The sequence below is a fragment of the Salmonella sp. 741265050_HSA genome, from assembly GCF_046569445.1.
Classification (GTDB): Bacteria; Pseudomonadota; Gammaproteobacteria; order Enterobacterales; family Enterobacteriaceae; genus Salmonella; species Salmonella enterica.
The window spans coordinates 30,119-54,496 of record NZ_JBKFSV010000008.1 but is presented as its reverse complement, the minus strand read 5'-3'; the positions used below and the strand labels follow the sequence as shown (position 1 = coordinate 54,496).

Below are 24,378 nucleotides of genomic sequence, written 5' to 3'. Positions count from 1 at the left end.
CAAAAAAACACCAACCCGGGCGCGCAGTCCCAGGTCAGCTACAATTTCCTCTTTGATAACCATTTTACCCTGGAGTTCCCTATGGGTCATCGTTTACTTTTTAGGGCGTTGCGCCGTAGTATGACGGCTTGTTTCCAGGGTGTTAGCGCGAGATTATGCGATTTTCCAGATTTATCATCGGATTGACCACCAGTATAGCGTTCAGCGTTCAGGCCGCGAATATTGACGAATACATCAAACAGCTTCCGGCCGGCGCCAACCTCGCGCTGATGGTGCAAAAGATTGGCGCGCCCGCGCCGGCTATTGATTATCATAGTCAGCAGATGGCGCTTCCCGCCAGTACCCAAAAGGTGATTACCGCGCTGGCGGCGCTGATTCAACTCGGCCCGGATTTCCGTTTTACGACCACGCTGGAGACTAAAGGCAACGTCGATAACGGCATCCTGAAAGGTGACTTAATTGCGCGCTTCGGTGGCGATCCAACGCTAAGACGTCAGGATATTCGCAATATGGTCGCGACGCTGAAAAAGTCAGGCGTCACGCAAATCGACGGCAATGTGCTTATCGACACGTCGATTTTCGCCAGCCACGATAAAGCGCCAGGCTGGCCGTGGAACGACCTGACGCAGTGTTTCAGCGCGCCTCCCGCCGCCGCCATTGTTGACCGCAACTGTTTTTCTGTGTCGCTTTATAGCGCGCAAAAACCAAACGATTTAGCCTTTATTCGCGTGGCCTCTTATTATCCGGTAACGATGTTCAGCCAGGTACGGACTCTGCCGCGCGGTTCGGCAGACGCGCAGTATTGCGAGCTGGATGTTGTGCCTGGCGATTTGAACCGTTATACGCTTACCGGCTGTTTACCACAGCGCGCCGACCCGCTGCCGCTGGCCTTTGCTATTCAGGACGGCGCCAGCTACGCGGGCGCGATCCTCAAGCAGGAACTGAAAGAGGCCGGGATAACTTACCGCGGCACGCTGCTGCGCCAGACGCAGGTTAACGAGCCCGGAACGATCGTCGCCAGTAAACAGTCGGCGCCACTGCACGATCTGCTTAAGATTATGCTGAAAAAGTCAGACAACATGATCGCCGATACTGTTTTTCGGATGATTGGTCATGTCAGGTTTAACGTGCCTGGCACCTGGCGGGCGGGATCGGATGCCGTTCGCCAGATCCTACGCCAACAGGCGGGAATTGATATCGGCAATACCATTATTGCCGACGGTTCCGGTCTTTCTCGCCATAATCTGATCGCTCCCGCCACGATGATGCAGGTGCTGCAATATATCGCCCAACACGATAACGAGCTTAACTTTATCTCTATGCTGCCGCTGGCGGGCTATGATGGTTCATTACAATACCGCGCCGGGCTGCATCAGGCGGGCGTAGACGGTAAGGTTTCAGCGAAAACCGGGTCACTGCAGGGCGTGTATAATCTGGCGGGCTTTATTACCACCGCAAGCGGGCAACGGATGGCATTTGTACAGTATTTGTCCGGCTACGCGGTTCCACCTGCCGATCAGCGTAATCGACGTATTCCGCTGGTACGCTTCGAGAGTCGATTGTACAAGGATATTTATCAGAATAACTGAGTGCATTATTGCCGGATGGCGGCGCTAACGCGTCTTATCCGGCCTACAACGAACATAATAAAACGGGCCGCAAATGCGGCCCGTTGGCTTTTATAGGCCGGATAAGCGTAAGCGCCATCCGGCTACGAGATTAACGTTTGTAGATGAACTCGACGCCTTCTTCGTCGTCTTCATCCCAGTCGTCATCCCAGTCATCGTCTGCGTCTTCTTCCACTTCAGCCAACTGCTGGCGATGATAATCGTCCCACATGAACTCGACTTTTTCCGGCTGTTTTGCTTCTTCAGCCTGCGCGATCGGATTCTCGATGATAAAGGTCATCACATCCCAGCAGAGATCTTTCACCCCTAGCTGACTGGCAGCGGAAATCAGATAGTATTTCCCTTCCCAGCCCAACGCTTCGGCGATCGCTTTCGCTTTCTCTTCCGCTTCGGTTTTATCCATCAGATCGATCTTGTTGAACACTAACCAGCGCGGTTTAGCCGCCAGATCCTGGCTGTATTTTTCCAGTTCGCCAATAATGATACGGGCGTTTTCCACCGGATCGGAACCGTCGATCGGATCGATATCAATGAGGTGCAGCAGTACGCGGCAACGTTCGAGGTGCTTCAGGAAGCGAATCCCCAGGCCCGCGCCTTCCGCCGCGCCTTCGATCAACCCCGGAATGTCGGCCACCACAAAACTCTTTTCGCTGTCCATACGTACCACGCCCAGGCTCGGCACCAGCGTGGTAAACGGATAGTCCGCGACTTTCGGTTTTGCTGCCGATACCGCGCGAATGAACGTTGATTTACCGGCGTTTGGCATCCCCAGCATCCCGACATCCGCCAGCAGCATCAGTTCCAGCAGCAGGTCGCGCTTATCGCCCGGCGTACCATTGGTTTTCTGGCGCGGCGTACGGTTAACCGAGGATTTAAAACGGGTATTGCCTAACCCATGCCAGCCGCCCTTCGCGACCAACAGACGCTGACCGTGTTTGGTCATGTCGCCCATCGTTTCACCGGTTCCCTGGTCGATAACGCGCGTACCGACCGGCACTTTAATGGTCACGTCTTTACCGCGTTTACCGGTACAGTCGCGGCTCGCGCCATTCTGACCACGTTCAGCGCGGAACGATTTTTCAAAGCGGTAATCGATCAGCGTATTCAGGTTTTCATCGGCTTCCATCCAGACGTCGCCGCCGTCGCCGCCATCACCGCCGTCCGGGCCGCCTTTCGGGATATATTTTTCGCGGCGGAAGCTCACACAGCCATTACCGCCATCGCCTGCAACGACCAGAATCGATGCTTCATCAACAAACTTCATTTTATTCTCCGTAAATCATTCGCCTGAGCGGGGTTGCGAAACCACCGTTTCATGCTTGCGTAAACCGCCCCAAATACGATGACCAATGGCGGAATACATCGCGCCCGCAACCACGACAAACGCACCGAGATAACCTAAAAGGTTTAACATCGGTCTGGCGAAGAAATCGGGCCAGGCCATAGATAAAAGATCTGAAAACAGCAGGGTAAATAGCGGTGTAAGCGTGATTATCGCGCTCACCTGCGCCGCCTGCCAACGCGCCATCGCTTCCGCCAGGGCGCCATATCCTACCAGCGTATTTAACGCGCAGAAAATCAAACAGGCGAGCTGCCAGTCGCTCAGTTGCGCTATCACCATCGGTTTTGCCAGCGGCAAGAGCGCTATCGTACATAAAGTGTACAGTAAAAACAGGATCTGCTGCGAGGCCAGACGTCGCAATAATACTTTTTGCGCCACGCCATAGCTCACCCACACCATCGCCGCACCTACGCCAAAAATAACGCCCCAGGTGTAGTCGGTCAGTCGGGTAAAAATCTCGATCAGACTGGTGTTAAAAAACATCACCAGCCCGCTCAATAACATCAGCGCGCCAATCACCTGCGTACCGCGCATCTTTTCTTTCAGAATAAAGACGCTGGCGACCATCATGCCAACCGGCGAGAGCTGGCCGATAACCTGCGACGCGGTTGGGCTTAAATATTGCAGGGAAGAACTGAACAAAATGAAATTACCGAACAGTCCGCAGGTCGCTATCGCTAATAACACCAACCAGCGCGGCTTACGAAAAATACGCAGCGGCGGCAGCTTTCTTTTTACTGCCAGTATCGCCCCGAGGCCAATACTGGCCATTAAGAAGCGGTAGAAGACAATGGTTGAAGGCTCCATCACCTCCAGCACTTGCTTCATTGCTATTGGCAACGCTCCCCAGCACATCGCGGTAGTGAGCGCTAAAAGAATGCCAATGCCTGCCTGCTGCTTCATGCCGTGTTCCCTGCAAAGACCCGTTAACGGCATTCGCACAGCCACACGGGTATATTTTAGTCGGCCATCGAATGTAAAAAGCCCCGCAACAGGTGCGGGGCTTTCATCCGTTACCGGACCACAAAAAACTTACTCAGCAACGATGCTGATGTATTTACGGTTTTTCGGGCCTTTAACTTCGAATTTCACTTTACCGTCTGCTTTAGCAAACAGAGTGTGGTCACGACCGCAACCAACGTTGGTGCCAGCGTGGAATTTAGTACCACGTTGACGAACGATGATGCTGCCTGCCAGAACTGCTTCACCGCCAAAGCGTTTTACGCCCAGACGTTTAGCTTCAGAATCGCGACCGTTACGAGTCGAGCCGCCAGCCTTTTTATGTGCCATTTAATCTGCTCCCCTAATCTTAAGCGCTGATGCCGGTAATTTTCACATCAGTGAACCACTGACGATGGCCCTGCTGCTTACGGTAGTGTTTACGGCGACGAAACTTAACGATTTTAACTTTCTCGCCACGACCGTGGGCAACAACTTCAGCTTTGATTACGCCGCCATCAACGAAAGGAACGCCGATTTTGACTTCTTCACCGTTTGCGACCATCAGAACTTCAGCGAACTCGATAGTTTCGCCAGTTGCGATGTCCAGCTTTTCCAGGCGAACGGTCTGACCTTCGCTTACTCGGTGTTGTTTACCACCACTTTGGAAAACCGCGTACATAAAAAACTCCGCTTCCGCGCACACCTTTCAATGATTCAGAGCGCGCTATAAATATTCACAATAGGGCGCGAATATTACGCAAATTGCACGGCTTTGACAAGTGCTACCATCAATACATGAAGAAAAAAAACACAACGCATACGGTAACGTTTATCTGCGGCGTTTTTTCAGTACAATCAGGGTATATTTCTAACCATAAACCCTACGTTACCTCATTCAGACATGGGATAATCGGGGCGATAAGCCCGGCTTTTGCGATGAATTTAGAAAAAATCAACGAGTTAACCGCGCAAGATATGGCGGGTGTCAATGCGACAATCCTTGAACAGCTTAATTCCGACGTTCAACTGATTAATCAGCTAGGATATTACATTATTAGCGGCGGCGGAAAACGCATTCGTCCGATGATTGCCGTTCTTGCCGCACGCGCGGTGGGTTATCAGGGTAACGCGCACGTGACTATCGCCGCTCTGATCGAGTTTATCCACACGGCGACGCTGCTACATGATGATGTGGTGGATGAATCCGATATGCGTCGCGGCAAAGCGACGGCAAATGCCGCTTTCGGTAATGCCGCCAGCGTGTTGGTCGGCGACTTTATCTATACCCGCGCCTTCCAGATGATGACCAGCCTCGGCTCGTTAAAAGTGCTGGAAGTGATGTCGGAAGCAGTCAACGTGATTGCAGAAGGCGAAGTGCTGCAATTGATGAACGTGAATGACCCGGACATTACCGAAGAAAATTACATGCGGGTGATTTACAGTAAAACGGCCCGTCTGTTCGAAGCCGCCGCCCAGTGCTCCGGTATTCTTGCCGGTTGTACGCCTGAGCAAGAGAAAGGGTTGCAGGACTATGGCCGCTACCTTGGTACGGCTTTCCAGCTCATTGACGATCTGCTGGATTACAGCGCCGACGGCGAGCATCTCGGTAAAAATGTGGGTGATGACCTCAATGAGGGCAAACCTACCTTACCGTTGCTTCACGCCATGCGCCACGGTACGCCAGAACAGTCAGCGATGATCCGTACCGCTATTGAACAAGGTAATGGTCGTCATCTTCTGGAACCGGTTTTGGAAGCGATGACCACCTGCGGCTCGCTGGAATGGACGCGTCAGCGAGCGGAAGAAGAAGCCGACAAAGCGATATCCGCGTTGCAGATATTGCCGGATACTCCATGGCGTGAGGCGCTAATCGGTCTCGCACACATCGCGGTGCAGCGCGATCGTTAATGCCGTTCTCTTATCCCGCGTACTGCGCGGGATATCCCATTAAGTTCCAATAAACTCCAGATACTTTGTTCCCTGTCTTTTCATATAGCCATATAGAGCTTCCCCTGGCATATTCTGAATATTGCCGCCACTTACATGAACTTTTTAGAACATTCTTTCACGAAGCGTTATAGTATCGAACGTCGTCGGGTTGTTAAAACCGTAAGTGATTAACCTAAGGAGTGATGGATGTATGGAAAGCAAGCTTATTGACTGGCATCCGGCCGATATCATTGCCGGACTACGTAAAAAAGGGACGTCAATGGCCGCTGAGTCACGTCGGAATGGATTGAGTTCATCCACGCTGGCCAATGCATTAACGCGCCCGTGGCCGAAAGGAGAGTTGATTATCGCGAAAGCATTGGGAACGGAACCCTGGGTTATTTGGCCATCGCGTTATCACGATCCGCGCACGCATGAGTTTATCGACAGAACGCGGCTTATGAGAGCGCGTAATAAAAACAAACAGAATGTAGAGTAAGAGCCTGTAAAACAACCCCCGCATCGCGTTCGCGGGGGTTATTCAGCGTACAGAAGGTTATTCGCCTTTCACGCGTTCAATATTCGCGCCTAGCGCGCGCAGTTTGTCTTCGATGCGCTCATAACCGCGATCGATGTGATAAATGCGATCCACAATCGTCGTGCCTTCCGCAATACAGCCCGCCAGCACCAGGCTCGCAGATGCCCGCAGATCTGTCGCCATGACCTGGGCGCCAGAGAGCGTTTCTACGCCATGGCATATGACGGTATTGCTTTCAATTTCCGCACGCGCGCCCATGCGACTGAGTTCAGGCACGTGCATAAAACGGTTTTCAAAGACGGTTTCAGTGATAAAGCCCGTCCCTTCCGCCACCAGGTTCAGCAACGTGAACTGCGCCTGCATATCGGTCGGGAATGCCGGGTGCGGCGCGGTACGGACATTGACCGCCTTCGGTCGTTTGCCGTGCATGTCCAGACTAATCCAGTCCTCGCCCACTTCGATATCCGCGCCAGCATCGCGCAGTTTCGCCAGTACCGCGTCCAGAGTGTCCGGTTGCGCGTTACGGCAGAGGATTTTGCCGCGAGAGATCGCTGCCGCCACCAGGAAAGTCCCCGTTTCGATACGATCCGGCAGCACACGATAAACGCCGCCGCCCAGACGCTCTACGCCCTCGATCGTAATACGATCGGTGCCCTGCCCGGCGATCTTCGCCCCCAGAGTAACCAAGAAGTTAGCGGTGTCGACAATTTCCGGCTCGCGCGCGGCGTTTTCAATGATGGTCGTCCCTTCCGCCAGCGTAGCGGCGCACATAATGGTGACGGTCGCGCCGACGCTGACCTTATCCATCACGATATGCGCCCCTTTAAGACGTCCTTCGACGGAGGCCTTTACGTAGCCCTCTTCCAGCTTGATGGTCGCACCCAGTTGTTCCAGACCGGTAATATGCAGATCAACCGGACGCGCGCCGATAGTACAGCCCCCCGGCAGAGAGACTTGTCCCTGACCAAAACGGGCAACCAGCGGCCCCAGCGCCCATATCGAGGCGCGCATGGTCTTAACCAGATCATAAGGCGCGCAGAACACGTTCACCTGGCTGGCGTCAATGTGTACCGATCCATTGCGTTCCACTTTCGCACCTAATTGGCTCAGGAGCTTCATCGACGTATCCACGTCTTTCAGTTTTGGAACGTTTTGGATCTCTACCGGTTCTTCTGCCAGCAGAGCGGCGAACAGGATCGGCAGCGCGGCGTTTTTGGCGCCGGAAATTGTGACTTCGCCCTGGAGCGTCGTTGGCCCCTGTACACGAAATTTATCCATTATTGTATTCTCAGTTAAGCATTCATCTCCGCTACCGGCAGGTTACCCGTAGCTTAAAATCCGTTAAGTTTACGATCGCGCGCCCATTCCGCCGGGGTATATGCTTTGATCGATACGGCATGGATACGGTTGTCCGCAATGTACTCCATTAGCGGCCCATAGACCGTTTGCTGTTTCTTGACCCGGCTCATGCCGTCAAACATCTCGCCCACGGCAATAACCTGAAAGTGACTGCCATCGCCGGAGACGTGGACTTCCTGGAGGGAGAGGGCATTCATCAGCACACTCTGAATTTCATGATTTTCCATGGGTTCTTTATTCGTCAAATAGTGAAAACAGCCCAACATCTTAGAGCAAAGTCGCGCCGTCTTAAATAAGCAAAAGATTACGCTGATAAATCAGCGCGGTAAAAGTGCCGGATGGTGCTGCTAACGCAACTTATCCGGCCTACGGGGATCATGCGAAGTGTAGGCCGGATAAACCATCCGGCATTCATTACATACGGGGAAGTACGTCTTCGGGCAAGTTATATAATTGCGCCAGCGCGTAAACCTTGTCGTTAACGCCAGACAGCGACACGGCATTGCCCTGCTTTTTTGCCTGGTTCACAAGGTGCGCCAGCAGCGCCAGTCCCCCCGTATCCACCCTGGAGATCTGGCTCAGGTCGATACGGGTAACGCCAGTCATCGCTTCTACGCGCGCGTCCCATAGCGGCGCCAACACGTCCTGATCCAGCTCTCCCGCCAGCACCAGAGTGTCCGCCTCACGCGTCCAGGTGAGTTGCGGCGTCATTACTGTTTCTCGTCCAAAGTAATTTTCTGTTGAGAGATAGATTTCAGTTGTGCGGTCAGGCCGTCGATGCCTTTAGTACGCAGCAGATCGCTCCACTCATTTTGCTTGGTGGTGATCATGCTGACACCTTCCGCAATCATGTCATACGCCTGCCAGTTGCCGGTCTGAGTGTTTTTGCGCCACTGGAAATCCAGGCGTACCGGCGGACGACCGTTGGGATCGATAATCGTTACACGGATAGGCACAATGGTCGCATCGCCCAGCGGTTGCTCAGGCGCTATCTGGTAAGTCTGACCGTGGTACATCGCCAGCGCCTGACCGTAGGCCTGTTTCAGGTATTCGCGAAACGCTGCAAAATAGGCTTCACGCTGCGCCGGGGTCGCCTCTTTGTAGTAGCGGCCCAACACCAGCGCGCCGGCATATTTTACCTGCACGTACGGCAGAAGTTCCTGATCAACAACGTCGCGCAGGTAATCCGGGTTGGCACGAATTTTCGGCTGTTCGTTTTTCAGGCGATCAAAAGTTTTCTGCGCCGCCTCGTTCATCAGTTTATAAGGATTGCTCTGATCCGCTGCCGTTGCTGCGCTTAATGGCGCAATGACCAGCAGGGCCACCATCATCAGTCGTTTAAACATGCCTCAATTCTCCTGAGATTATTTCGTTTCGCCCGCGGGCGTTGTGGCTTCAGTATGGCCTTCCGTTGCGGCTGGCGCATCGCCAGAATTCTTATTGTCGTCGCCTTTGCTGTTATAAAGGAACTGGCCAATCATATCTTCCAGCACCATTGCAGACTTGGTGTCCTGAATCGTACTCCCATCTTTGAGGATAGACGTTCCCAGCTCAGGATCTTCAAAACCGACGTTTAATGCCAGATATTGCTCCCCCAGCAGCCCGGAAGTACGAATACTCAACGAGCTGGTATCGGGAATATGGTTATAACGCTCTTCGATGTCGAGCGTTACGCGCGGCAGGTATGTTTTCGGATCAAGCGAGATATCTTCAACCCGCCCGACAACCACCCCGCCGATGCGTACCGGGGAACGCACTTTCAGACCGCCGATGTTATCGAAGGTCGCATAAACCTTATAGGTCGGCTCCGTGCGCATAGAGGTCACATTTGCCGCCTTCAGGCAAACAAACAGCGCCGCCAGCAACGCTACCAGCAAAAAAACGCCTACCCAAATTTCATTTTTTTTCGTTTGCATGAACTCAATTCCCAAACATCAGTGCGGTCAGCACAAAATCCAGCCCCAGAACGGCCAACGATGCGTGAACCACGGTACGCGTCGTTGCCCGGCTAATCCCGGCAGAAGTCGGTATTGCGTCATAACCGTTGAATAACGCAATCCATGTTACCGTAATGGCGAACACCACGCTCTTTATCAGACAGTTCACCAGGTCCATACGCCAGTCGACGGCATTCTGCATCGCGGACCAGAAGAACCCGGCGTCGATTCCCTTCCAGCTTACGCCGACCAGCGAGCCGCCCCAGATACCGACCGCCACAAAGATAATGGTCAGTAGCGGCAACGAAATCACGCCCGCCCAGAAGCGCGGCGAAATCACCCGGCGCAATGGATCGACCGCCATCATCTCCATACTGGAGAGCTGCTCCGTCGCCCGCATCAGGCCGATTTCCGCCGTCAACGCCGACCCGGCCCGCCCGGCAAACAGCAACGCCGCGACCACCGGCCCCAGCTCGCGCAGCAGCGAAAGTGCCACTAACATGCCAAGACTGGTCTCCGCGCTGTAAGTAGTCAGAACCAGATAGCCTTGCAGCCCCAGCACCATACCGATGAATACGCCGGAGACAATAATGATAAGCATCGACAAGACGCCCACATTATAAAGCTGGCGCACCAGCAGCGGCGCATGTTTGCGAAACTCCGGCTTACCGATAATCGCATTGAATAACATTAACCCGGCGCGCCCGAACGTCCTGACGGTTTTGATCCCGCTGTGTCCGAGTGCTGCCAGCGCATTTAACAGCATGAGTGGCTTAACTCCCTGTTTCGAGTAAATCAAGGTGATAGTCGCCCGCCGGATAGCGGAACGGAACCGGCCCGTCGGCAATGCCGTCAAGGAACTGACGCACGCGCGGGTCCGTATTCTCCTGCAACGCCTGAGCGCTACCGTGAGCGACGATTTTTTTGTCCGCCATGATCCAGGCGTGATCCGCAATACTGAGCACCTCTGGCACATCATGCGAGACCACCACGCAGGTCACGCCCAGCGCGCTGTTCAATTCTGAAATCAGCTTCACCAGAACGCCCATGGTAATCGGGTCCTGGCCGACAAACGGCTCATCGAACATGATGAGATCCGGTTCCAGAGCGATGGCGCGCGCCAACGCGGCGCGGCGCGCCATCCCACCGGAGAGCTCGGAAGGCATCAGTTTTGCCGCGCCGCGCAGCCCGACAGCTTCCAGTTTCATCATCACGACGCTTTTTAGCAGCGGCGCGGGTAAATTGGTGTGCTCCCGTAGCGGATAGGCCACATTGTCAAACACGTTCATGTCGGTAAACAGCGCTCCCGACTGAAACAGCATACTCATACGTTTACGGACGGTGTAGAGCCGCGAACGGGACATGGCCGGCACATTCTCGCCATCAAATAAGATCTCGCCCTTATCCGGCGGGATCTGTCCGCCAATCAGGCGCAACAGCGTGGTTTTACCGATGCCCGACGGCCCCATGATCGCCGTGATCTTCCCGCGCGGCACCGTCAGGGAAATATTATCGAAAATGCAGCGTTCGCCACGGGAAAAGCTGACGTCGCGCATATCGACTAAATTGGCCGCAGACTGACCCATTGATTCATCCTTCGTATTGCCTTGTTGAGGTAACCATGGCGCTGAATTTAACCATGGGTTCGACATAATTACAGAATATTAACTGACAGGGTTAGCGAAAGCTGGCATTCGTTTTACTTTTTAGCCGCATAAAGTCAAAATTAGGACTTCGTTACGGCTTCCAGATATCCCTTCCAGGGGACCGGCGAGTATACCTGAAGAAAGGACTTTAGATGCTTTTAGCGATGGCGCTACTCATAATTGGTTTGCTTCTGGTGGCCTACGGCGCCGATCGTCTGGTGTTTGCGGCCTCTATTTTATGCCGTACATTCGGTATTCCCCCGCTGATCATCGGGATGACGGTCGTGAGTATTGGCACCTCGCTGCCGGAAATTATTGTGTCGGCCGCCGCATCGCTACACGGTCAGCTCGATTTGGCCGTCGGCGCGGCGCTCGGTTCTAACATCACCAATATTTTGCTGATCTTAGGGCTGGCGGCGCTGGTTCGTCCATTTACCGTGCATTCCGATGTTTTACGTCGCGAATTGCCATTAATGTTATTTGTTAGCGTGGTAGCCGGTTCCGTACTGCATGACGGACAGTTAAGCCGCAGTGATGGTATCTTTCTCCTGCTTCTGGCTGTGCTATGGCTGTTATTCATTGTTAAAATCGCGCGTCTGGCCGAACGCCAGGGGAATGACAGCCTCACCCGCGAACAACTGGCGGAGCTGCCGCGCGAAGGCGGGCTCCCCGTCGCGTTCTTATGGCTGGGCATTGCGCTGGTCATCATGCCGATGGCGACGCGCATGGTAATCGATAACGCTACGGTGCTGGCGAACTATTTCGCCATGAGTGAATTAACGCTCGGTCTGACAGTCATCGCCGTCGGCACCAGTCTGCCAGAACTGGCGACGGCGATTGCCGGCGTGCGAAAAGGCGAAAATGATATTGCCGTTGGTAATCTCATTGGCGCCAATATTTTTAATCTCGCCATCGTGCTGGGACTGCCTGCGCTGATCGCGCCGGGGGAGATCAACCCGCTGGCATTTGGGCGTGATTATAGCGTGATGTTGCTGGTTAGCGTGGTTTTCGCTTTACTTTGCTGGCGGCATCCGCGTCAGATTGGTCGGGGCGCAGGTATACTGCTGACCGGCGGGTTTATCGTATGGCTGGCGATGCTCTATTGGCTATCGCCACTTCTTGTTGGATAACTGGAAACGGATTATGTCGCATTTAGCGTTGCAACCGGGGTTTGACTTTCAGCAGGCAGGCAAAGAGGTCCTGGAAATTGAACGTGAAGGCCTGGCGGAGCTTGATCAATATATCAACCAGCATTTCACGCTGGCCTGTGAAAAAATGTTCAACTGCACCGGAAAAGTGGTGGTCATGGGGATGGGAAAATCCGGTCATATCGGACGGAAAATGGCCGCCACGTTCGCCAGTACCGGCACCTCTTCCTTTTTTGTACATCCAGGCGAAGCCGCGCACGGCGATTTGGGGATGGTTACGCCGCAGGATGTGGTTATCGCTATCTCCAACTCCGGCGAATCCAGCGAGATCGCGGCGCTAATACCGGTGCTTAAACGGCTGCACGTACCGTTAATTTGCATTACCGGGCGACCGGAAAGCAGCATGGCGCGTGCGGCAGATGTGCATCTGTGTGTTAAAGTGCCCAAAGAAGCGTGTCCGTTAGGCCTGGCGCCTACCACTAGTACCACCGCAACGCTGGTGATGGGCGACGCGCTCGCCGTGGCGTTGTTAAAAGCGCGCGGCTTTACCGCCGAGGATTTCGCTCTGTCGCATCCTGGCGGCGCGCTGGGACGTAAGCTACTGCTGCGCGTAAGCGATATTATGCATACTGGCGATGAGATCCCGCATGTTAATAAACATGCCACCCTGCGTGATGCGCTGTTAGAAATTACGCGTAAAAATCTCGGTATGACCGTCATTTGCGATGAATCCATGAAGATCGACGGTATCTTCACCGACGGCGATTTACGTCGCGTGTTCGATATGGGCGGCGATATGCGCCAGTTGGGGATCGCCGAGGTGATGACGCCAGGGGGCATTCGCGTGCGTCCCGGTATTCTCGCTGTCGATGCGCTGAATTTAATGCAGTCCCGCCATATCACCTCCGTACTGGTTGCTGATGGCGACCAGTTACTCGGTGTGTTACATATGCATGATCTCCTGCGTGCAGGCGTCGTGTAGAAACTCAAGGATAATTAACGATGAGTAAAGCAGGTGCGTCGCTTGCGACCTGTTATGGCCCCGTCAGCACCCATGTCATGACCAAAGCGGAGAATATCCGCCTGCTCATCCTGGACGTGGATGGCGTATTGTCTGACGGCCTGATTTATATGGGCAATAACGGCGAAGAACTGAAGGCTTTCAACGTTCGTGACGGCTATGGTATTCGCTGTGCTTTGACCTCCAATATCGAGGTTGCCATTATTACCGGACGAAAGGCTAAACTTGTAGAAGATCGCTGCGCCACGCTGGGGATTGTCCATCTTTATCAGGGACAGTCGAATAAGCTGATCGCCTTTAGCGATCTGCTGGAAAAACTGGCCATTGCGCCGGAAAATGTTGCCTATGTTGGCGATGATCTGATTGACTGGCCAGTGATGGAAAAAGTGGGGTTAAGCGTTGCCGTTGCGGATGCGCATCCGCTGCTGATCCCCCGCGCTGACTATGTGACGCACATTGCCGGCGGGCGCGGCGCGGTACGTGAGGTGTGCGATTTGCTGCTGCTGGCGCAGGGCAAGCTGGATGAGGCCAAAGGGCAATCGATATGAGTAAAACCAGACGTTGGGTTATCATTCTACTGTCACTGGCCATTCTGGTACTGATTGGTATCAATCTGGCGGATAAAGACGATCCTGCTGCCGTGATGGTCAACAGCAACGATCCCACGTATAAAAGCGAGCATACGGATACCGTCGTGTACAGTCCGGAAGGCGCGTTGAGCTATCGTCTGATCGCGCAGCACGTTGAATATTTTTCCGATCAGGCGGTCTCATGGTTTACGCAACCGGTATTAACCACCTTTGATAAGGATAAAGTGCCGACATGGTCGATCAAGGCCGATAAAGCCAAATTGACTAACGATCGGATGCTCTATCTGTATGGCCATGTTGAAGTCAACGCCCTGGTGCCTGACGCTCAATTACGCAGAATTACCACCGATAACGCGCAGATTAATCTGGTGACGCAGGATGTTACCTCGAACGATCTGGTGACGTTATACGGCACAACATTTAACTCCAGCGGACTGAAAATGCGCGGTAACTTACGCAGCAAGAACGCCGAGCTGATTGAAAAGGTTAGAACCTCTTATGAAATTCAAAACAAACAAACTCAGCCTTAATCTTATGCTTGCCGGCTCGCTGCTGGCCGCCAGCATTCCGGCTTTCGCCGTCACGGGCGATACCGAACAGCCTATTCATATTGACTCGGATCAACAGTCGCTGGATATGCAAGGCAACGTCGTGACCTTTACGGGCAACGTGGTGATGACCCAGGGCACGATTAAGATCAACGCCGATAAAGTCGTGGTTACCCGCCCTGGCGGCGAACAGGGGAAAGAGGTGATCGACGGTTACGGCAATCCGGCCACCTTCTACCAGATGCAGGACAACGGTAAGCCGGTGAAAGGCCACGCTTCCCATATGCACTACGAGCTGGCGAAAGATTTTGTGGTGCTGACCGGCAACGCTTATCTGGAGCAGCTTGACAGCAACATTACCGGCGACAAAATCACCTACCTGGTGAAAGAGCAGAAAATGCAGGCCTTCAGCGAGAAAGGCAAACGCGTCACCACCGTTCTGGTGCCGTCGCAGTTGCAAGACAAAAACAAAGGCCAGACTCCGGCGCAAAAGAAGAGTAACTAATTCGTTATGGCAACATTAACTGCAAAGAATCTGGCGAAGGCCTATAAAGGCCGTCGCGTAGTGGAAGATGTCAGTCTGACCGTTAACTCCGGGGAGATTGTCGGGCTGCTCGGTCCAAACGGCGCGGGTAAAACCACCACCTTTTATATGGTCGTCGGTATCGTGCCGCGTGACGCGGGCAATATCATCATCGATGATGAAGATATCAGTCTGCTGCCGCTGCACGCGCGCGCGCGCCGCGGTATCGGCTATTTGCCGCAGGAAGCCTCTATTTTCCGCCGTCTCAGCGTATTTGATAACCTGATGGCGGTACTGCAAATTCGTGACGATTTGACCGCAGAACAGCGAGAAGACCGCGCCAACGAGCTGATGGAAGAGTTTCATATTGAGCATCTGCGCGACAGTATGGGACAGGCGCTGTCCGGTGGTGAACGCCGTCGTGTAGAAATAGCCCGCGCGTTGGCCGCTAATCCCAAATTTATCCTGCTGGATGAACCCTTTGCCGGCGTCGACCCGATTTCCGTTATCGACATAAAACGCATTATCGAGCATCTGCGCGATAGTGGGCTCGGCGTGCTGATCACCGACCATAACGTCCGTGAGACGCTGGCAGTCTGTGAACGTGCCTATATCGTGAGCCAGGGCCACCTTATTGCCCACGGTACGCCGACAGAAATCCTGCAAGACGAACACGTTAAGCGTGTATATCTTGGGGAAGACTTCAGACTCTGATAGGGTAGAGGGCTATGCTGCTCTAGCGGGAGAAAACGACTCTGAATATGAAGCAAGGTTTGCAACTCAGGCTTAGCCAACAACTGGCGATGACGCCTCAGCTACAACAGGCCATCCGTCTGTTGCAGTTGTCTACGCTGGAACTTCAGCAGGAACTCCAGCAAGCGCTGGAAAATAACCCGCTGCTTGAGCAAACCGATCTTCATGACGAAATCGACACTCAGCAACCTCAGGATAACGATCCTCTCGATACCGCCGACGCGCTCGAACAAAAAGAGATGCCGGAAGAGCTGCCGCTTGACGCTAGTTGGGATGAAATTTACACCGCCGGGACGCCGTCCGGCCCCAGCGGCGATTATATCGACGATGAGCTGCCCGTCTATCAGGGCGAAACGACGCAGTCGTTGCAGGATTATCTGATGTGGCAGGTTGAGCTAACGCCCTTCTCGGACACCGATCGCGCTATTGCGACATCCATTGTCGACGCGGTAGATGATACCGGCTATCTCACCGTATCCCTGGACGAAATTCGCGAAAGCATGGGCGATGTAGAGGTGGATCTCGATGAGGTCGAAGCCGTCCTGAAGCGTATTCAGCGTTTTGATCCGGTAGGCGTCGCGGCAAAAGATCTTCGCGACTGTCTGCTGATCCAGCTTTCACAATTCGACAAATCCACGCCGTGGCTGGAAGAGGCGCGGCTTATTATCTGCGATCATCTTGATCTGCTGGCCAACCACGATTTCCGCACGTTGATGCGCGTTACCCGACTAAAAGAAGAGGTGCTGAAAGAGGCGGTAAACCTGATTCAGTCGCTCGATCCCAGACCCGGTCAATCGATCCAGACCGGCGAGCCGGAGTACGTTATCCCGGATGTGCTGGTACGCAAGCATAACGGTCGCTGGACGGTGGAGCTTAATAGCGACAGTATTCCCCGTTTACAGATTAACCAGCACTATGCCGCCATGTGCAATAGCGCGCGCAACGATGCCGACAGCCAGTTCATCCGCAGTAATTTACAGGATGCGAAATGGCTGATAAAAAGCCTTGAAAGCCGCAACGACACGCTGCTGCGCGTCAGTCGCTGCATCGTCGAGCAACAGCAAGCCTTTTTTGAACAGGGCGAAGAATATATGAAACCGATGGTACTGGCGGATATCGCCCAGGCCGTCGAGATGCACGAATCCACCATATCCCGCGTGACCACGCAGAAGTATTTGCACAGCCCGCGCGGTATTTTTGAACTCAAATATTTCTTTTCCAGCCACGTCAATACCGAAGGCGGAGGCGAAGCCTCTTCCACCGCGATTCGCGCGCTGGTGAAGAAGTTAATTGCGGCGGAAAACCCCGCGAAACCACTGAGCGACAGCAAGTTAACCTCTCTGCTGTCAGAACAAGGTATCATGGTGGCGCGCCGCACTGTTGCGAAGTACCGAGAGTCTTTATCCATTCCGCCGTCAAACCAACGCAAACAGCTGGTTTGACCCAACCGATAAGGAAGACACTATGCAGCTCAATATCACCGGACATAATGTCGAAATTACTGAAGCCCTGCGTGAATTTGTGACGACAAAATTCGCCAAACTTGAACAGTATTTTGAGCGGATTAATCAGGTATACGTGGTGTTGAAAGTGGAGAAGGTCACGCATATCTCGGATGCGACGCTACACGTTAACGGCGGCGAAATTCACGCCAGCGCGGAAGGCCAGGATATGTATGCCGCCATTGACGGCTTGATTGATAAACTGGCAAGGCAGTTAACCAGGCATAAAGATAAACTGAAACAACACTAATTGTCCGGGCAGTTAGCCAGTGCAGGACGGCCTGTTGTGTGACACAACGGGCCATTTGTACAGTTAGCGCTCCGAACCTGGCCATCAACCTGACAGGACAGGTTCTTAGGTGAAATTATGATAAATAACGATACGACTCTACAACTGAGCAGTGTACTTAACCAGGAGTGTACGCGTAGCGGCGTTCATTGTCAGAGTAAGAAACGCGCGCTGGAAATCATCAGCGAACTGGCGGCAAAACAGCTCAGTTTACCTCCTCAGGTCGTGTTTGAAGCCATTCTGACACGCGAAAAAATGGGCAGTACCGGTATTGGTAATGGTATCGCCATCCCGCACGGGAAACTGGAAGAAGATACCTTACGCGCCGTCGGCGTGTTCGTTCAGCTCGAAACGCCGATCGCGTTCGACGCCATCGATAACCAGCCGGTCGATCTCCTCTTCGCCCTGCTGGTGCCCGCCGATCAAACTAAAACGCATCTGCACACGCTGTCGCTGGTGGCGAAACGTCTGGCGGATAAAACGATCTGCCGCCGCCTGCGCGCGGCGCTGAATGATGAAGAGCTGTATCAAATCATTACTGACACCGAAGGTGAGCAGAATGAGGCATAACAACTCAATGGCATTTATTTCTGTCGTTGTGAGGAGAAACGGTACATGGTACTGATGATCGTCAGCGGGCGTTCCGGATCAGGTAAATCTGTCGCTCTGCGCGCGCTGGAAGATATGGGATTTTACTGCGTGGATAACCTCCCCGTCGTGCTGTTGCCCGATCTGGCGCGAACGCTGGCCGATCGCCAGATTTCCGCCGCCGTCAGCATTGATGTGCGCAATATGCCTGAATCACCTGAGATTTTTGAACAGGCGATGAATAATCTGCCTGGCGCTTTCTCGCCGCAATTGCTGTTTCTTGATGCCGACCGCAATACCTTGATTCGCCGCTACAGCGACACGCGCCGTTTGCATCCGCTTTCCAGCAAAAATCTTTCTTTAGAGAGTGCGATCGATAAAGAGAGTGACTTGCTGGAGCCGTTACGCTCACGTGCGGATCTGATCGTCGACACTTCAGAAATGTCCGTCCATGAGCTGGCGGAGATGCTGCGTACCCGGCTGTTGGGCAAACGCGAGCGCGAACTGACGATGGTATTTGAGTCCTTCGGCTTTAAACATGGTATCCCGATTGATGCGGACTATGTGTTTGATGTCCGCTTTCTGCCCAACCCGCACTGGGATCCAAAACTGCGCCCCATGACCGGGCTTGATAAGCCGGTAGCCGCGTTTCTTGACCGACACACAGAAGTTCACAATTTTATCTATCAGACTCGCAGCTATCTTGAGCTATGGTTACCGATGCTGGAGACCAACAACCGCAGCTACCTTACCGTCGCTATCGGTTGTACCGGCGGGAAACACCGTTCGGTGTATATTGCAGAACAGCTGGCAGACTACTTCCGCTCGCGCGGTAAAAATGTCCAGTCTCGCCATCGCACGCTGGAAAAACGCAAAACATGACCGTAAAGCAAACTGTTGAAGTCACCAATAAGCTGGGCATGCATGCCCGGCCTGCCATGAAGCTTTTCGAACTGATGCAGGGTTTTGACGCCGAGGTGCTATTACGCAATGACGAAGGCACCGAAGCGGAAGCAAATAGCGTCATCGCTCTGTTAATGCTCGACTCCGCCAAAGGGCGTCAGATCGAAATTGAAGCCACCGGCCCGCAAGAAGTTGAAGCGCTGGCGGCGGTTATCGCGCTGTTCAATTCCGGCTTTGACGAAGACTAAACCTCCTCTATACCCTATTTTCCCCAACGCCGTCCCGGTATTTGATGACAATCATCCCAAAACCGGGCGTGTTACGCCTGCCTGCCACTTATCCCGCAGCCCCACCCTTTCGTAAGATTTGTACATTTCGTGCGCTTTACCTATGCATAAAAACATTAAGAAAACCTTAAAAAATTTCGTTTAGGTTTTATTTAAGTTCTTTGTCCATACTAAATTTATGTGAATAAATTTTTCCAGGACTTGCCATGATCTTCTTATCCAAACAGACTCCGCTGGGCACCGGTCGACATCGTAAATGCTATACGCATCCGGATAATGCCCGGCGTTGCATAAAAGTCATTTACAACCGTAACCACGGCGGTGATAAAGAGATTCGGCGTGAACTGAACTACTATGCGCATCTGTCCCGCTACCTGACGGACTGGAGCGCTATCCCCCGTTATTACGGCACGGTAGAAACCGATTGCGGCACCGGCTATGTCTACGACATGATTACCGATTTCAACGGCGCGCCCTCTATTACCCTGACCGAGTTCGCCGCGCAATGCCGTTATGAAGAGGATGTCGCTGTCCTGCGGCGGCTACTGAAAAAACTGAAACGCTACCTGCTGGATAACCATATTGTGACGATGTCGCTGAAGCCGCAAAACATCCTTTGCCAGCGTATCAGCGAGTCAGAAGTGGTTCCGGTGGTTTGCGACAATCTGGGGGAAAGTACCTTTATCCCGCTGGCAACCTGGTCAACATGGTGCTGTGAACGCAAACTGGAGAGAGTGTGGCAGCGGTTTATCGCCCAGCCTGCGCTGGCCGTTGCCCTGGAGAGGGACGCGCAGCCAAAAAACAAGAAACGGCTGGCGCTTACTTCTCACGAGGCTTAAGACCTGTGCTTATCAGGCCTGGACGACACAGATCGCAGGCCGGATAAGGCTTTCGCGCCGCCATTCGGCAAAATTAATTAAGCTGGTTGCGCGTCATAAAAGATTCCCCACCCAGTTGGCGCATCTGGCGCATAATCCACGCCTGCCGGCTACGCACATAGCCAGAAGGCGCATTCGCCTTATAGCGTAACGGATTTGGCAATACCGCCGCCAGCAACGCGGCTTCAGACACACTCAAGCGACTGGCAGGTTTATGAAAATACCGTTGTGCCGCAGCCTCCACGCCAAAAATACCATCGCCAAACTCCGCGATATTCAGATAAACCGTGAGGATGCGCTTTTTGCTCCAGACAGTTTCAATGCCCAGCGTTAGCCCAGCCTCCAGACCTTTGCGCAGCCAACTGCGTCCATCCCATAAAAAGAGATTTTTCGCCGTTTGCTGCGAAAGCGTAGAGGCGCCGCGAATACGGCTCTCATTCCGCTCATTATGAGCCAGCGCTTTTTCAATCGCCGGAACATCAAAGCCCCAGTGCTCAGGGAACTTCTGGTCTTCCGCCGCAATTACCGCCAGCCCCATCCACGGCGAGATATCCGCCATACTGACCCAGTCAGAATGCGCCACATAACCGAACTCTCCACTCAGCCAGGCGCTAATCTGCCGTTCCGCCATCACCGCCGAAAAAGGCACCGGAACCACGCTAAACAGCGCAATGCCGCCGCCCCAAAAGACGGCGAGCGCAGCAAGGATACGTAAAAGTAGACGGCGCAAAAACGTTAACGGCGCGATGCGTCGTTTGCTCATTCCGCCAGAACCAGCACGCGCGACACTAATTTATCAATGCCGCTTGCCGCCTGAGCGATATCCTGCGCCAGCATATAGGCAGGGGTGGTCACGACCTTGTTATCCTCGTCCACAACGATATCATCAACCGGGCAAGGTACGTGTTCGGCGCCCATCTCTTCAAGTACTTCAGCGGTATCAATATCCGTCCCTATTGTCAGACGTAGCGGGAAGTCAAAGATTTTCGGCAACATTGCGGGCGCGATACAGATGAATCCCAGCGGCTTGCCGGACTGGTGCATGGCCTTCGCCAGCGCGACGACATCGCTATCCACCCGGCATTCGCTCCCCTGGCTGGCGAAATTACTCAGGTTCTTCGCCGCGCCGAAACCACCAGGCACAATGAGCGCATCCAGCTCCCCTGGCTGAGCCTGGGACAGGGGACGAATATCGCCCCGCGTAATACGCGCCGCCTCAATCAGGACGTTACGCGTTTCCGCCATCGCTTCGCCGGTCAGGTGATTAATAACATCCGCTTGTGGTTTATCCGGCGCGAAGCAGACAGCCTGCGCGCCGCTGCGGGCAATGGCCAACAGCGTCAGAACGGCCTCATGAATTTCGGCGCCGTCATAGACGCCGCATCCGCTGAGCACTACGCCAATTTTTTTCATGGTGAACATCCTCCTGCAACCGACTCAAGCCCATTAATAATTTTGATTAAAATGCTACGCTTCACACATTTAAATGATTCATGTAACAAATCATTTAGGATTTGCTATCTTAACTGCGTGCGGCCTGAAAACAGGACTGCGCCTTTGACATCATCATAATAAGCACGGCGCAGCCACGATTTCCCTGGTGTTGGCGCAGTATTCGCGCACCCCGGTCAAACCGGGGTCATTTTTTTTCCGCGTTTGCCACCCAGGCTTTCAGCACCGCGACATCGTGCTGCCACTCCTGCTTCATCTCTTCAATCCATTCCGCGACATTATCTTCCCAGGCGGGAAGATCCGGCGACTGGATTTGCTGGCCAAGTTGTTGCAGATGACGCAGCCCTACCGAACCGGCGGCGCCTTTAATCTTATGCCCTTCCTCAACGACGCCTTTTTTGTCACGCGCCGTCAGATTGGACTCCAGCACGCTTAAATAGCCAGGCATCATTTTTTCAAACACCGCGAGGCCGTCGGTGATCAATTTAGGCCCAACCAACTCGATGTATTGTTCCAGCATCGGGATATCCAGCAGCGCTTGCGCTTTATCGCTCTCTTCAGGCGTCACGGTACTCTCCTCTTTATCGGTGGCATCCCAGAATTTTTTAATCATCGCGGTTAAGGCTGGCACCGACAGCGGCTTACTCAGCACATCGTCCATACCAGCGTCCAGATACTCTTTTTTATCTTTCAGAACGTTAGCCGTAAGCGCTACCAGCGGCGGTAAATCTTCCCGCGTGTGGCGACGGGTCAGTTCTCTGGCAATATCCAGACCCGTCATATCCGGTAACTGAATATCCAGTAAGACCAGGTCATATTCGCCCGGCGCGAACATCTCCAGCGCCGCCTTGCCGGTCATCGCGACATCCACGCTGTTCCCCAGTTTTTCCAGTACCGAACGCGCTACGATCACGTTCAGTTCAATATCTTCGACCAGCAGAACATGCAGCGCCGGCAGCGGCATGTCGTCTTCATCAAAGGCGTCCTCCACCTCTTCCGCCACCGCTGGCGCATGAACCGTTAGCGTAAAGGTCGATCCTTTGCCCGGCAGACTGGAAACGGTAATATCGCCGCCCATATTTTTCGCCAGCCGACGGGAGACCGCCAGCCCGATACCGGTACCCGTCGCCGGTTTACCGCCATGACTGTCTTTCACCTGATAATACATGGCGAAAATTTTATCCTGCTCATCCTGCGGAATGCCGATCCCGGAATCTTCCACTTCAAAGTGCAGCATGTCGCCTTCATCATAGCGCGCCCGCACCGTCACCTGGCCCTGCTGAGTAAATTTCACCGCATTGCTGATCAAATTCCATAAAATCTGGCGCAGACGCGTTCCGTCGGTAATGACTTTGTGCGGCAGCGGCAGCGTCGGCTCAAGCACAAAACGTAGCCCTTTTTGCTGCGCCTGCAAACCGGAAAGGTTTTCCAGATCGGCCATAAAGCTGGTGAAATCAACCGGTTGGTTATCAAGCTGAACCTTACGCCGCTCCATCTTATCCATATCAATGATATCATTGAAAATATTGCCTAACGTTACGGCGGAGACATGGATTGTCTTAAGGTATTTTTCCTGTTCGGCGGTGAGATCGGTATCCAGCAGGATGCGGCTTAAACCAACGATGCCGTTAAGCGGGGTGCGCAGTTCATGACTGATGGTAGAGATAAACGTGGTCTTGTCGCGGCTGGCGCGCTCCAGCGCGTCCTGATAACGCTTACGTTCGGTAATATCACGACCAAATCCCATCAGGCCATGACGTTTACCGACACGGTCGTAATAAGGCACTTTACGAATTTCAAAGCAGGCTTTTCGTCCGTCCGGGTAATCCAGCCACTGTTCGTAGGTCAGGGAGACGTTATGGCGGAATACTTTTTCATCGGTTTCAATGACTTTCTCCGCCGCTTCGGGAGAGTACACATCTTCCGGCTTCAAATGCACCAGCTGTTTTTCGCTCTTGCCGGTTAGCAATTCCATTGCGCGGTTACAGCCGGAAAATTCTTTATCCTCATTACGATAAAAAACCAAATCCGGCGAGGCGTCCAGAAAGGAGCGCAGAAATGAGGATTGCTGTTCTAGCTGGATTTGCGCCTCTTCACGCTCTTTAATTTCTACTTTTAGCTGTTCAAATGTCTCTTGCAGCTCCGCTTCCGCTTTTTCGCGATCGGCAATTTCCTGATTAAGCTGGGCAATATTGTCCTTCAACTGTACGTTAAGCTTGAGATCGCGCTCGCGCATCTCCTCCAGCTTTTGCACCAGACGCGACAGTCGCTGCCTTGACTCTTCCAGTTGTTCAACAACAACGGATAAGAAATAGACCGCCCAGGGCGTAATTAATAGGCCAAAAAAGATGGAACGAATGACGTCGATACTTTCAACCTGACCATGCAGCACCATGGTCACCGCCATCTGCACGACAATCGCCAGCACCACCAATGCCAACGCCAGGAGCATGGAAAAGCGCACCAGACCCAATTTCATCATCAGATCGACATAGTATTGCGCCAGCATACGAATTTGCTTCATAGAGGATTCCTTCACCGCAACTTCGCACATAATACCCAATTATGGGAACCG

29 protein-coding genes are annotated in these 24,378 nt (G+C 53.4%); 15 read left to right on the top strand and 14 right to left on the bottom strand.

Annotated features, from left to right (window positions below; translation table 11 throughout):
* The first annotated feature begins 155 nt into the window (after positions 1-155).
* Positions 156-1,589: a serine-type D-Ala-D-Ala carboxypeptidase gene (dacB, locus tag ACLD4F_RS14675; RefSeq protein ID WP_001212675.1), complete on the top strand. Its 1,434-nt coding sequence runs from the start codon at positions 156-158 to the stop codon at positions 1,587-1,589.
* Positions 1,590-1,719: 130 nt separating this feature from the next.
* On the opposite strand, the gene cgtA is transcribed toward dacB, so the two are convergent.
* From cgtA to rplU, 4 genes are all read right to left on the bottom strand, one after another.
* Positions 1,720-2,892, bottom strand: coding sequence for an Obg family GTPase CgtA (cgtA, locus tag ACLD4F_RS14670; RefSeq protein WP_000673556.1), 1,173 nt, complete (start codon positions 2,890-2,892; stop codon positions 1,720-1,722).
* Positions 2,893-2,907: 15 nt separating this feature from the next.
* A complete protein-coding gene (locus ACLD4F_RS14665) occupies positions 2,908-3,873 on the bottom strand; it encodes a DMT family transporter (protein WP_079943884.1) in 966 nt (321 codons plus the stop codon).
* 129 nt (positions 3,874-4,002) lie between these two features.
* Positions 4,003-4,260, bottom strand: a complete 258-nt coding sequence (gene rpmA / locus ACLD4F_RS14660) for a 50S ribosomal protein L27 (protein ID WP_000940593.1) — start codon at positions 4,258-4,260, stop codon at positions 4,003-4,005.
* Between the two features lie 19 nt (positions 4,261-4,279).
* A complete protein-coding gene (gene rplU / locus ACLD4F_RS14655; protein ID WP_000271398.1) occupies positions 4,280-4,591 on the bottom strand; it encodes a 50S ribosomal protein L21 in 312 nt (103 codons plus the stop codon).
* Positions 4,592-4,848: 257 nt separating this feature from the next.
* On the opposite strand from rplU, the gene ispB reads away from it, so the two are divergent.
* Positions 4,849-5,820 (top strand): octaprenyl diphosphate synthase, encoded by a 972-nt coding sequence (gene ispB, locus ACLD4F_RS14650; RefSeq protein WP_001047354.1) that lies wholly within the window; start codon positions 4,849-4,851, stop codon positions 5,818-5,820.
* A 232-nt stretch (positions 5,821-6,052) separates the two neighbouring features.
* Positions 6,053-6,340: a DNA-binding transcriptional regulator SfsB gene (sfsB, locus tag ACLD4F_RS14645; RefSeq protein WP_000444168.1), complete on the top strand. Its 288-nt coding sequence runs from the start codon at positions 6,053-6,055 to the stop codon at positions 6,338-6,340.
* Positions 6,341-6,397: 57 nt separating this feature from the next.
* Here the strand turns inward: sfsB and murA are convergent, their stop codons facing one another.
* The 7 genes from murA to mlaF form a co-directional block, all read right to left on the bottom strand.
* A complete protein-coding gene (murA, locus tag ACLD4F_RS14640; protein ID WP_000357288.1) occupies positions 6,398-7,657 on the bottom strand; it encodes a UDP-N-acetylglucosamine 1-carboxyvinyltransferase in 1,260 nt (419 codons plus the stop codon).
* Between the two features lie 53 nt (positions 7,658-7,710).
* Positions 7,711-7,965, bottom strand: coding sequence for a BolA family iron metabolism protein IbaG (gene ibaG, locus ACLD4F_RS14635; protein ID WP_001518349.1), 255 nt, complete (start codon positions 7,963-7,965; stop codon positions 7,711-7,713).
* A gap of 187 nt (positions 7,966-8,152) precedes the next feature.
* Positions 8,153-8,449, bottom strand: coding sequence for a lipid asymmetry maintenance protein MlaB (gene mlaB / locus ACLD4F_RS14630; protein WP_000188844.1), 297 nt, complete (start codon positions 8,447-8,449; stop codon positions 8,153-8,155).
* Positions 8,449-9,084 (bottom strand): phospholipid-binding protein MlaC, encoded by a 636-nt coding sequence (gene mlaC / locus ACLD4F_RS14625; protein WP_000476475.1) that lies wholly within the window; start codon positions 9,082-9,084, stop codon positions 8,449-8,451. The genes mlaB and mlaC overlap by 1 nt, the downstream gene beginning before the upstream one ends.
* A gap of 18 nt (positions 9,085-9,102) precedes the next feature.
* Positions 9,103-9,654, bottom strand: a complete 552-nt coding sequence (gene mlaD / locus ACLD4F_RS14620) for an outer membrane lipid asymmetry maintenance protein MlaD (protein ID WP_001193591.1) — start codon at positions 9,652-9,654, stop codon at positions 9,103-9,105.
* A gap of 4 nt (positions 9,655-9,658) precedes the next feature.
* Positions 9,659-10,441 (bottom strand): lipid asymmetry maintenance ABC transporter permease subunit MlaE, encoded by a 783-nt coding sequence (gene mlaE, locus ACLD4F_RS14615; RefSeq protein WP_000925786.1) that lies wholly within the window; start codon positions 10,439-10,441, stop codon positions 9,659-9,661.
* Positions 10,442-10,448: 7 nt separating this feature from the next.
* Positions 10,449-11,261, bottom strand: coding sequence for a phospholipid ABC transporter ATP-binding protein MlaF (gene mlaF, locus ACLD4F_RS14610; protein ID WP_000531566.1), 813 nt, complete (start codon positions 11,259-11,261; stop codon positions 10,449-10,451).
* 212 nt (positions 11,262-11,473) lie between these two features.
* On the opposite strand from mlaF, the gene ACLD4F_RS14605 reads away from it, so the two are divergent.
* The 12 genes from ACLD4F_RS14605 (at position 11,474) to yrbL (ending at position 20,312) form a co-directional block, all read left to right on the top strand.
* Complete coding sequence (locus ACLD4F_RS14605) at positions 11,474-12,451, top strand: calcium/sodium antiporter (protein ID WP_000922736.1); 978 nt, start codon at positions 11,474-11,476, stop codon at positions 12,449-12,451.
* 13 nt (positions 12,452-12,464) lie between these two features.
* Positions 12,465-13,451 carry an arabinose-5-phosphate isomerase KdsD gene (kdsD, locus tag ACLD4F_RS14600; RefSeq protein ID WP_000018619.1) on the top strand — a complete coding sequence of 329 codons (987 nt, stop codon included), beginning with the start codon at positions 12,465-12,467 and terminating at the stop codon, positions 13,449-13,451.
* A gap of 20 nt (positions 13,452-13,471) precedes the next feature.
* Positions 13,472-14,038: a 3-deoxy-manno-octulosonate-8-phosphatase KdsC gene (gene kdsC / locus ACLD4F_RS14595; RefSeq protein ID WP_000030029.1), complete on the top strand. Its 567-nt coding sequence runs from the start codon at positions 13,472-13,474 to the stop codon at positions 14,036-14,038.
* Positions 14,035-14,610, top strand: a complete 576-nt coding sequence (lptC, locus tag ACLD4F_RS14590) for an LPS export ABC transporter periplasmic protein LptC (protein WP_000047845.1) — start codon at positions 14,035-14,037, stop codon at positions 14,608-14,610. Before kdsC ends, lptC begins: the two co-directional genes overlap by 4 nt.
* Positions 14,579-15,133 carry a lipopolysaccharide ABC transporter substrate-binding protein LptA gene (gene lptA, locus ACLD4F_RS14585; protein ID WP_000669770.1) on the top strand — a complete coding sequence of 185 codons (555 nt, stop codon included), beginning with the start codon at positions 14,579-14,581 and terminating at the stop codon, positions 15,131-15,133. Before lptC ends, lptA begins: the two co-directional genes overlap by 32 nt.
* A 6-nt stretch (positions 15,134-15,139) precedes the next feature.
* The gene (gene lptB / locus ACLD4F_RS14580; protein ID WP_000224104.1) at positions 15,140-15,865 is read left to right on the top strand and encodes an LPS export ABC transporter ATP-binding protein; all 726 of its coding nucleotides are present in this window, start codon (positions 15,140-15,142) and stop codon (positions 15,863-15,865) included.
* Between the two features lie 47 nt (positions 15,866-15,912).
* Positions 15,913-17,346, top strand: a complete 1,434-nt coding sequence (rpoN, locus tag ACLD4F_RS14575) for an RNA polymerase factor sigma-54 (RefSeq protein WP_000809020.1) — start codon at positions 15,913-15,915, stop codon at positions 17,344-17,346.
* Positions 17,347-17,368: 22 nt separating this feature from the next.
* A complete protein-coding gene (gene hpf, locus ACLD4F_RS14570) occupies positions 17,369-17,656 on the top strand; it encodes a ribosome hibernation promoting factor (RefSeq protein ID WP_001176589.1) in 288 nt (95 codons plus the stop codon).
* A gap of 117 nt (positions 17,657-17,773) precedes the next feature.
* Positions 17,774-18,265, top strand: coding sequence for a PTS IIA-like nitrogen regulatory protein PtsN (gene ptsN / locus ACLD4F_RS14565; RefSeq protein ID WP_000609332.1), 492 nt, complete (start codon positions 17,774-17,776; stop codon positions 18,263-18,265).
* 45 nt (positions 18,266-18,310) lie between these two features.
* On the top strand, positions 18,311-19,165 hold the full coding sequence (rapZ, locus tag ACLD4F_RS14560; protein ID WP_000243749.1) for an RNase adapter RapZ: 855 nt from the start codon (positions 18,311-18,313) through the stop codon (positions 19,163-19,165).
* Positions 19,162-19,434, top strand: coding sequence for a PTS phosphocarrier protein NPr (gene npr, locus ACLD4F_RS14555; protein WP_000216797.1), 273 nt, complete (start codon positions 19,162-19,164; stop codon positions 19,432-19,434). Before rapZ ends, npr begins: the two co-directional genes overlap by 4 nt.
* Before the next feature lie 245 nt (positions 19,435-19,679).
* The gene (gene yrbL / locus ACLD4F_RS14550) at positions 19,680-20,312 is read left to right on the top strand and encodes a PhoP regulatory network protein YrbL (RefSeq protein WP_262944049.1); all 633 of its coding nucleotides are present in this window, start codon (positions 19,680-19,682) and stop codon (positions 20,310-20,312) included.
* Positions 20,313-20,385: 73 nt separating this feature from the next.
* Here the strand turns inward: yrbL and mtgA are convergent, their stop codons facing one another.
* From mtgA to arcB, 3 genes are all read right to left on the bottom strand, one after another.
* On the bottom strand, positions 20,386-21,114 hold the full coding sequence (gene mtgA, locus ACLD4F_RS14545; RefSeq protein WP_061383777.1) for a monofunctional biosynthetic peptidoglycan transglycosylase: 729 nt from the start codon (positions 21,112-21,114) through the stop codon (positions 20,386-20,388).
* Positions 21,111-21,764: an isoprenoid biosynthesis glyoxalase ElbB gene (gene elbB / locus ACLD4F_RS14540; RefSeq protein ID WP_061383776.1), complete on the bottom strand. Its 654-nt coding sequence runs from the start codon at positions 21,762-21,764 to the stop codon at positions 21,111-21,113. Before elbB ends, mtgA begins: the two co-directional genes overlap by 4 nt.
* 226 nt (positions 21,765-21,990) lie before the next feature.
* A complete protein-coding gene (gene arcB / locus ACLD4F_RS14535; protein ID WP_000809819.1) occupies positions 21,991-24,327 on the bottom strand; it encodes an aerobic respiration two-component sensor histidine kinase ArcB in 2,337 nt (778 codons plus the stop codon).
* Positions 24,328-24,378 lie beyond the last annotated feature (51 nt).

Excerpts from the sequence above, each read along its gene's own strand:
- ACLD4F_RS14605 (WP_000922736.1), top strand. The coding sequence starts at position 11,474 with ATGCTTTTAGCGATGGCGCTACTCATAATTGGTTTGCTTCTGGTGGCC.
- dacB (WP_001212675.1), top strand. The coding sequence starts at position 156 with ATGCGATTTTCCAGATTTATCATCGGATTGACCACCAGTATAGCGTTC.
- arcB (WP_000809819.1), bottom strand. The coding sequence starts at position 24,327 with ATGAAGCAAATTCGTATGCTGGCGCAATACTATGTCGATCTGATGATG.
- rpoN (WP_000809020.1), top strand. The coding sequence starts at position 15,913 with ATGAAGCAAGGTTTGCAACTCAGGCTTAGCCAACAACTGGCGATGACG.
- ispB (WP_001047354.1), top strand. The coding sequence starts at position 4,849 with ATGAATTTAGAAAAAATCAACGAGTTAACCGCGCAAGATATGGCGGGT.
- lptB (WP_000224104.1), top strand. The coding sequence starts at position 15,140 with ATGGCAACATTAACTGCAAAGAATCTGGCGAAGGCCTATAAAGGCCGT.
- kdsD (WP_000018619.1), top strand. The coding sequence starts at position 12,465 with ATGTCGCATTTAGCGTTGCAACCGGGGTTTGACTTTCAGCAGGCAGGC.
- rapZ (WP_000243749.1), top strand. The coding sequence starts at position 18,311 with ATGGTACTGATGATCGTCAGCGGGCGTTCCGGATCAGGTAAATCTGTC.
- mlaF (WP_000531566.1), bottom strand. The coding sequence starts at position 11,261 with ATGGGTCAGTCTGCGGCCAATTTAGTCGATATGCGCGACGTCAGCTTT.
- rpmA (WP_000940593.1), bottom strand. The coding sequence starts at position 4,260 with ATGGCACATAAAAAGGCTGGCGGCTCGACTCGTAACGGTCGCGATTCT.
- mlaD (WP_001193591.1), bottom strand. The coding sequence starts at position 9,654 with ATGCAAACGAAAAAAAATGAAATTTGGGTAGGCGTTTTTTTGCTGGTA.
- mlaB (WP_000188844.1), bottom strand. The coding sequence starts at position 8,449 with ATGACGCCGCAACTCACCTGGACGCGTGAGGCGGACACTCTGGTGCTG.
- ptsN (WP_000609332.1), top strand. The coding sequence starts at position 17,774 with ATGATAAATAACGATACGACTCTACAACTGAGCAGTGTACTTAACCAG.
- lptA (WP_000669770.1), top strand. The coding sequence starts at position 14,579 with ATGAAATTCAAAACAAACAAACTCAGCCTTAATCTTATGCTTGCCGGC.
- hpf (WP_001176589.1), top strand. The coding sequence starts at position 17,369 with ATGCAGCTCAATATCACCGGACATAATGTCGAAATTACTGAAGCCCTG.
- kdsC (WP_000030029.1), top strand. The coding sequence starts at position 13,472 with ATGAGTAAAGCAGGTGCGTCGCTTGCGACCTGTTATGGCCCCGTCAGC.
- cgtA (WP_000673556.1), bottom strand. The coding sequence starts at position 2,892 with ATGAAGTTTGTTGATGAAGCATCGATTCTGGTCGTTGCAGGCGATGGC.
- npr (WP_000216797.1), top strand. The coding sequence starts at position 19,162 with ATGACCGTAAAGCAAACTGTTGAAGTCACCAATAAGCTGGGCATGCAT.
- ibaG (WP_001518349.1), bottom strand. The coding sequence starts at position 7,965 with ATGGAAAATCATGAAATTCAGAGTGTGCTGATGAATGCCCTCTCCCTC.
- ACLD4F_RS14665 (WP_079943884.1), bottom strand. The coding sequence starts at position 3,873 with ATGAAGCAGCAGGCAGGCATTGGCATTCTTTTAGCGCTCACTACCGCG.
- mlaE (WP_000925786.1), bottom strand. The coding sequence starts at position 10,441 with ATGCTGTTAAATGCGCTGGCAGCACTCGGACACAGCGGGATCAAAACC.
- murA (WP_000357288.1), bottom strand. The coding sequence starts at position 7,657 with ATGGATAAATTTCGTGTACAGGGGCCAACGACGCTCCAGGGCGAAGTC.
- mtgA (WP_061383777.1), bottom strand. The coding sequence starts at position 21,114 with ATGAGCAAACGACGCATCGCGCCGTTAACGTTTTTGCGCCGTCTACTT.
- yrbL (WP_262944049.1), top strand. The coding sequence starts at position 19,680 with ATGATCTTCTTATCCAAACAGACTCCGCTGGGCACCGGTCGACATCGT.
- elbB (WP_061383776.1), bottom strand. The coding sequence starts at position 21,764 with ATGAAAAAAATTGGCGTAGTGCTCAGCGGATGCGGCGTCTATGACGGC.
- lptC (WP_000047845.1), top strand. The coding sequence starts at position 14,035 with ATGAGTAAAACCAGACGTTGGGTTATCATTCTACTGTCACTGGCCATT.
- mlaC (WP_000476475.1), bottom strand. The coding sequence starts at position 9,084 with ATGTTTAAACGACTGATGATGGTGGCCCTGCTGGTCATTGCGCCATTA.
- sfsB (WP_000444168.1), top strand. The coding sequence starts at position 6,053 with ATGGAAAGCAAGCTTATTGACTGGCATCCGGCCGATATCATTGCCGGA.
- rplU (WP_000271398.1), bottom strand. The coding sequence starts at position 4,591 with ATGTACGCGGTTTTCCAAAGTGGTGGTAAACAACACCGAGTAAGCGAA.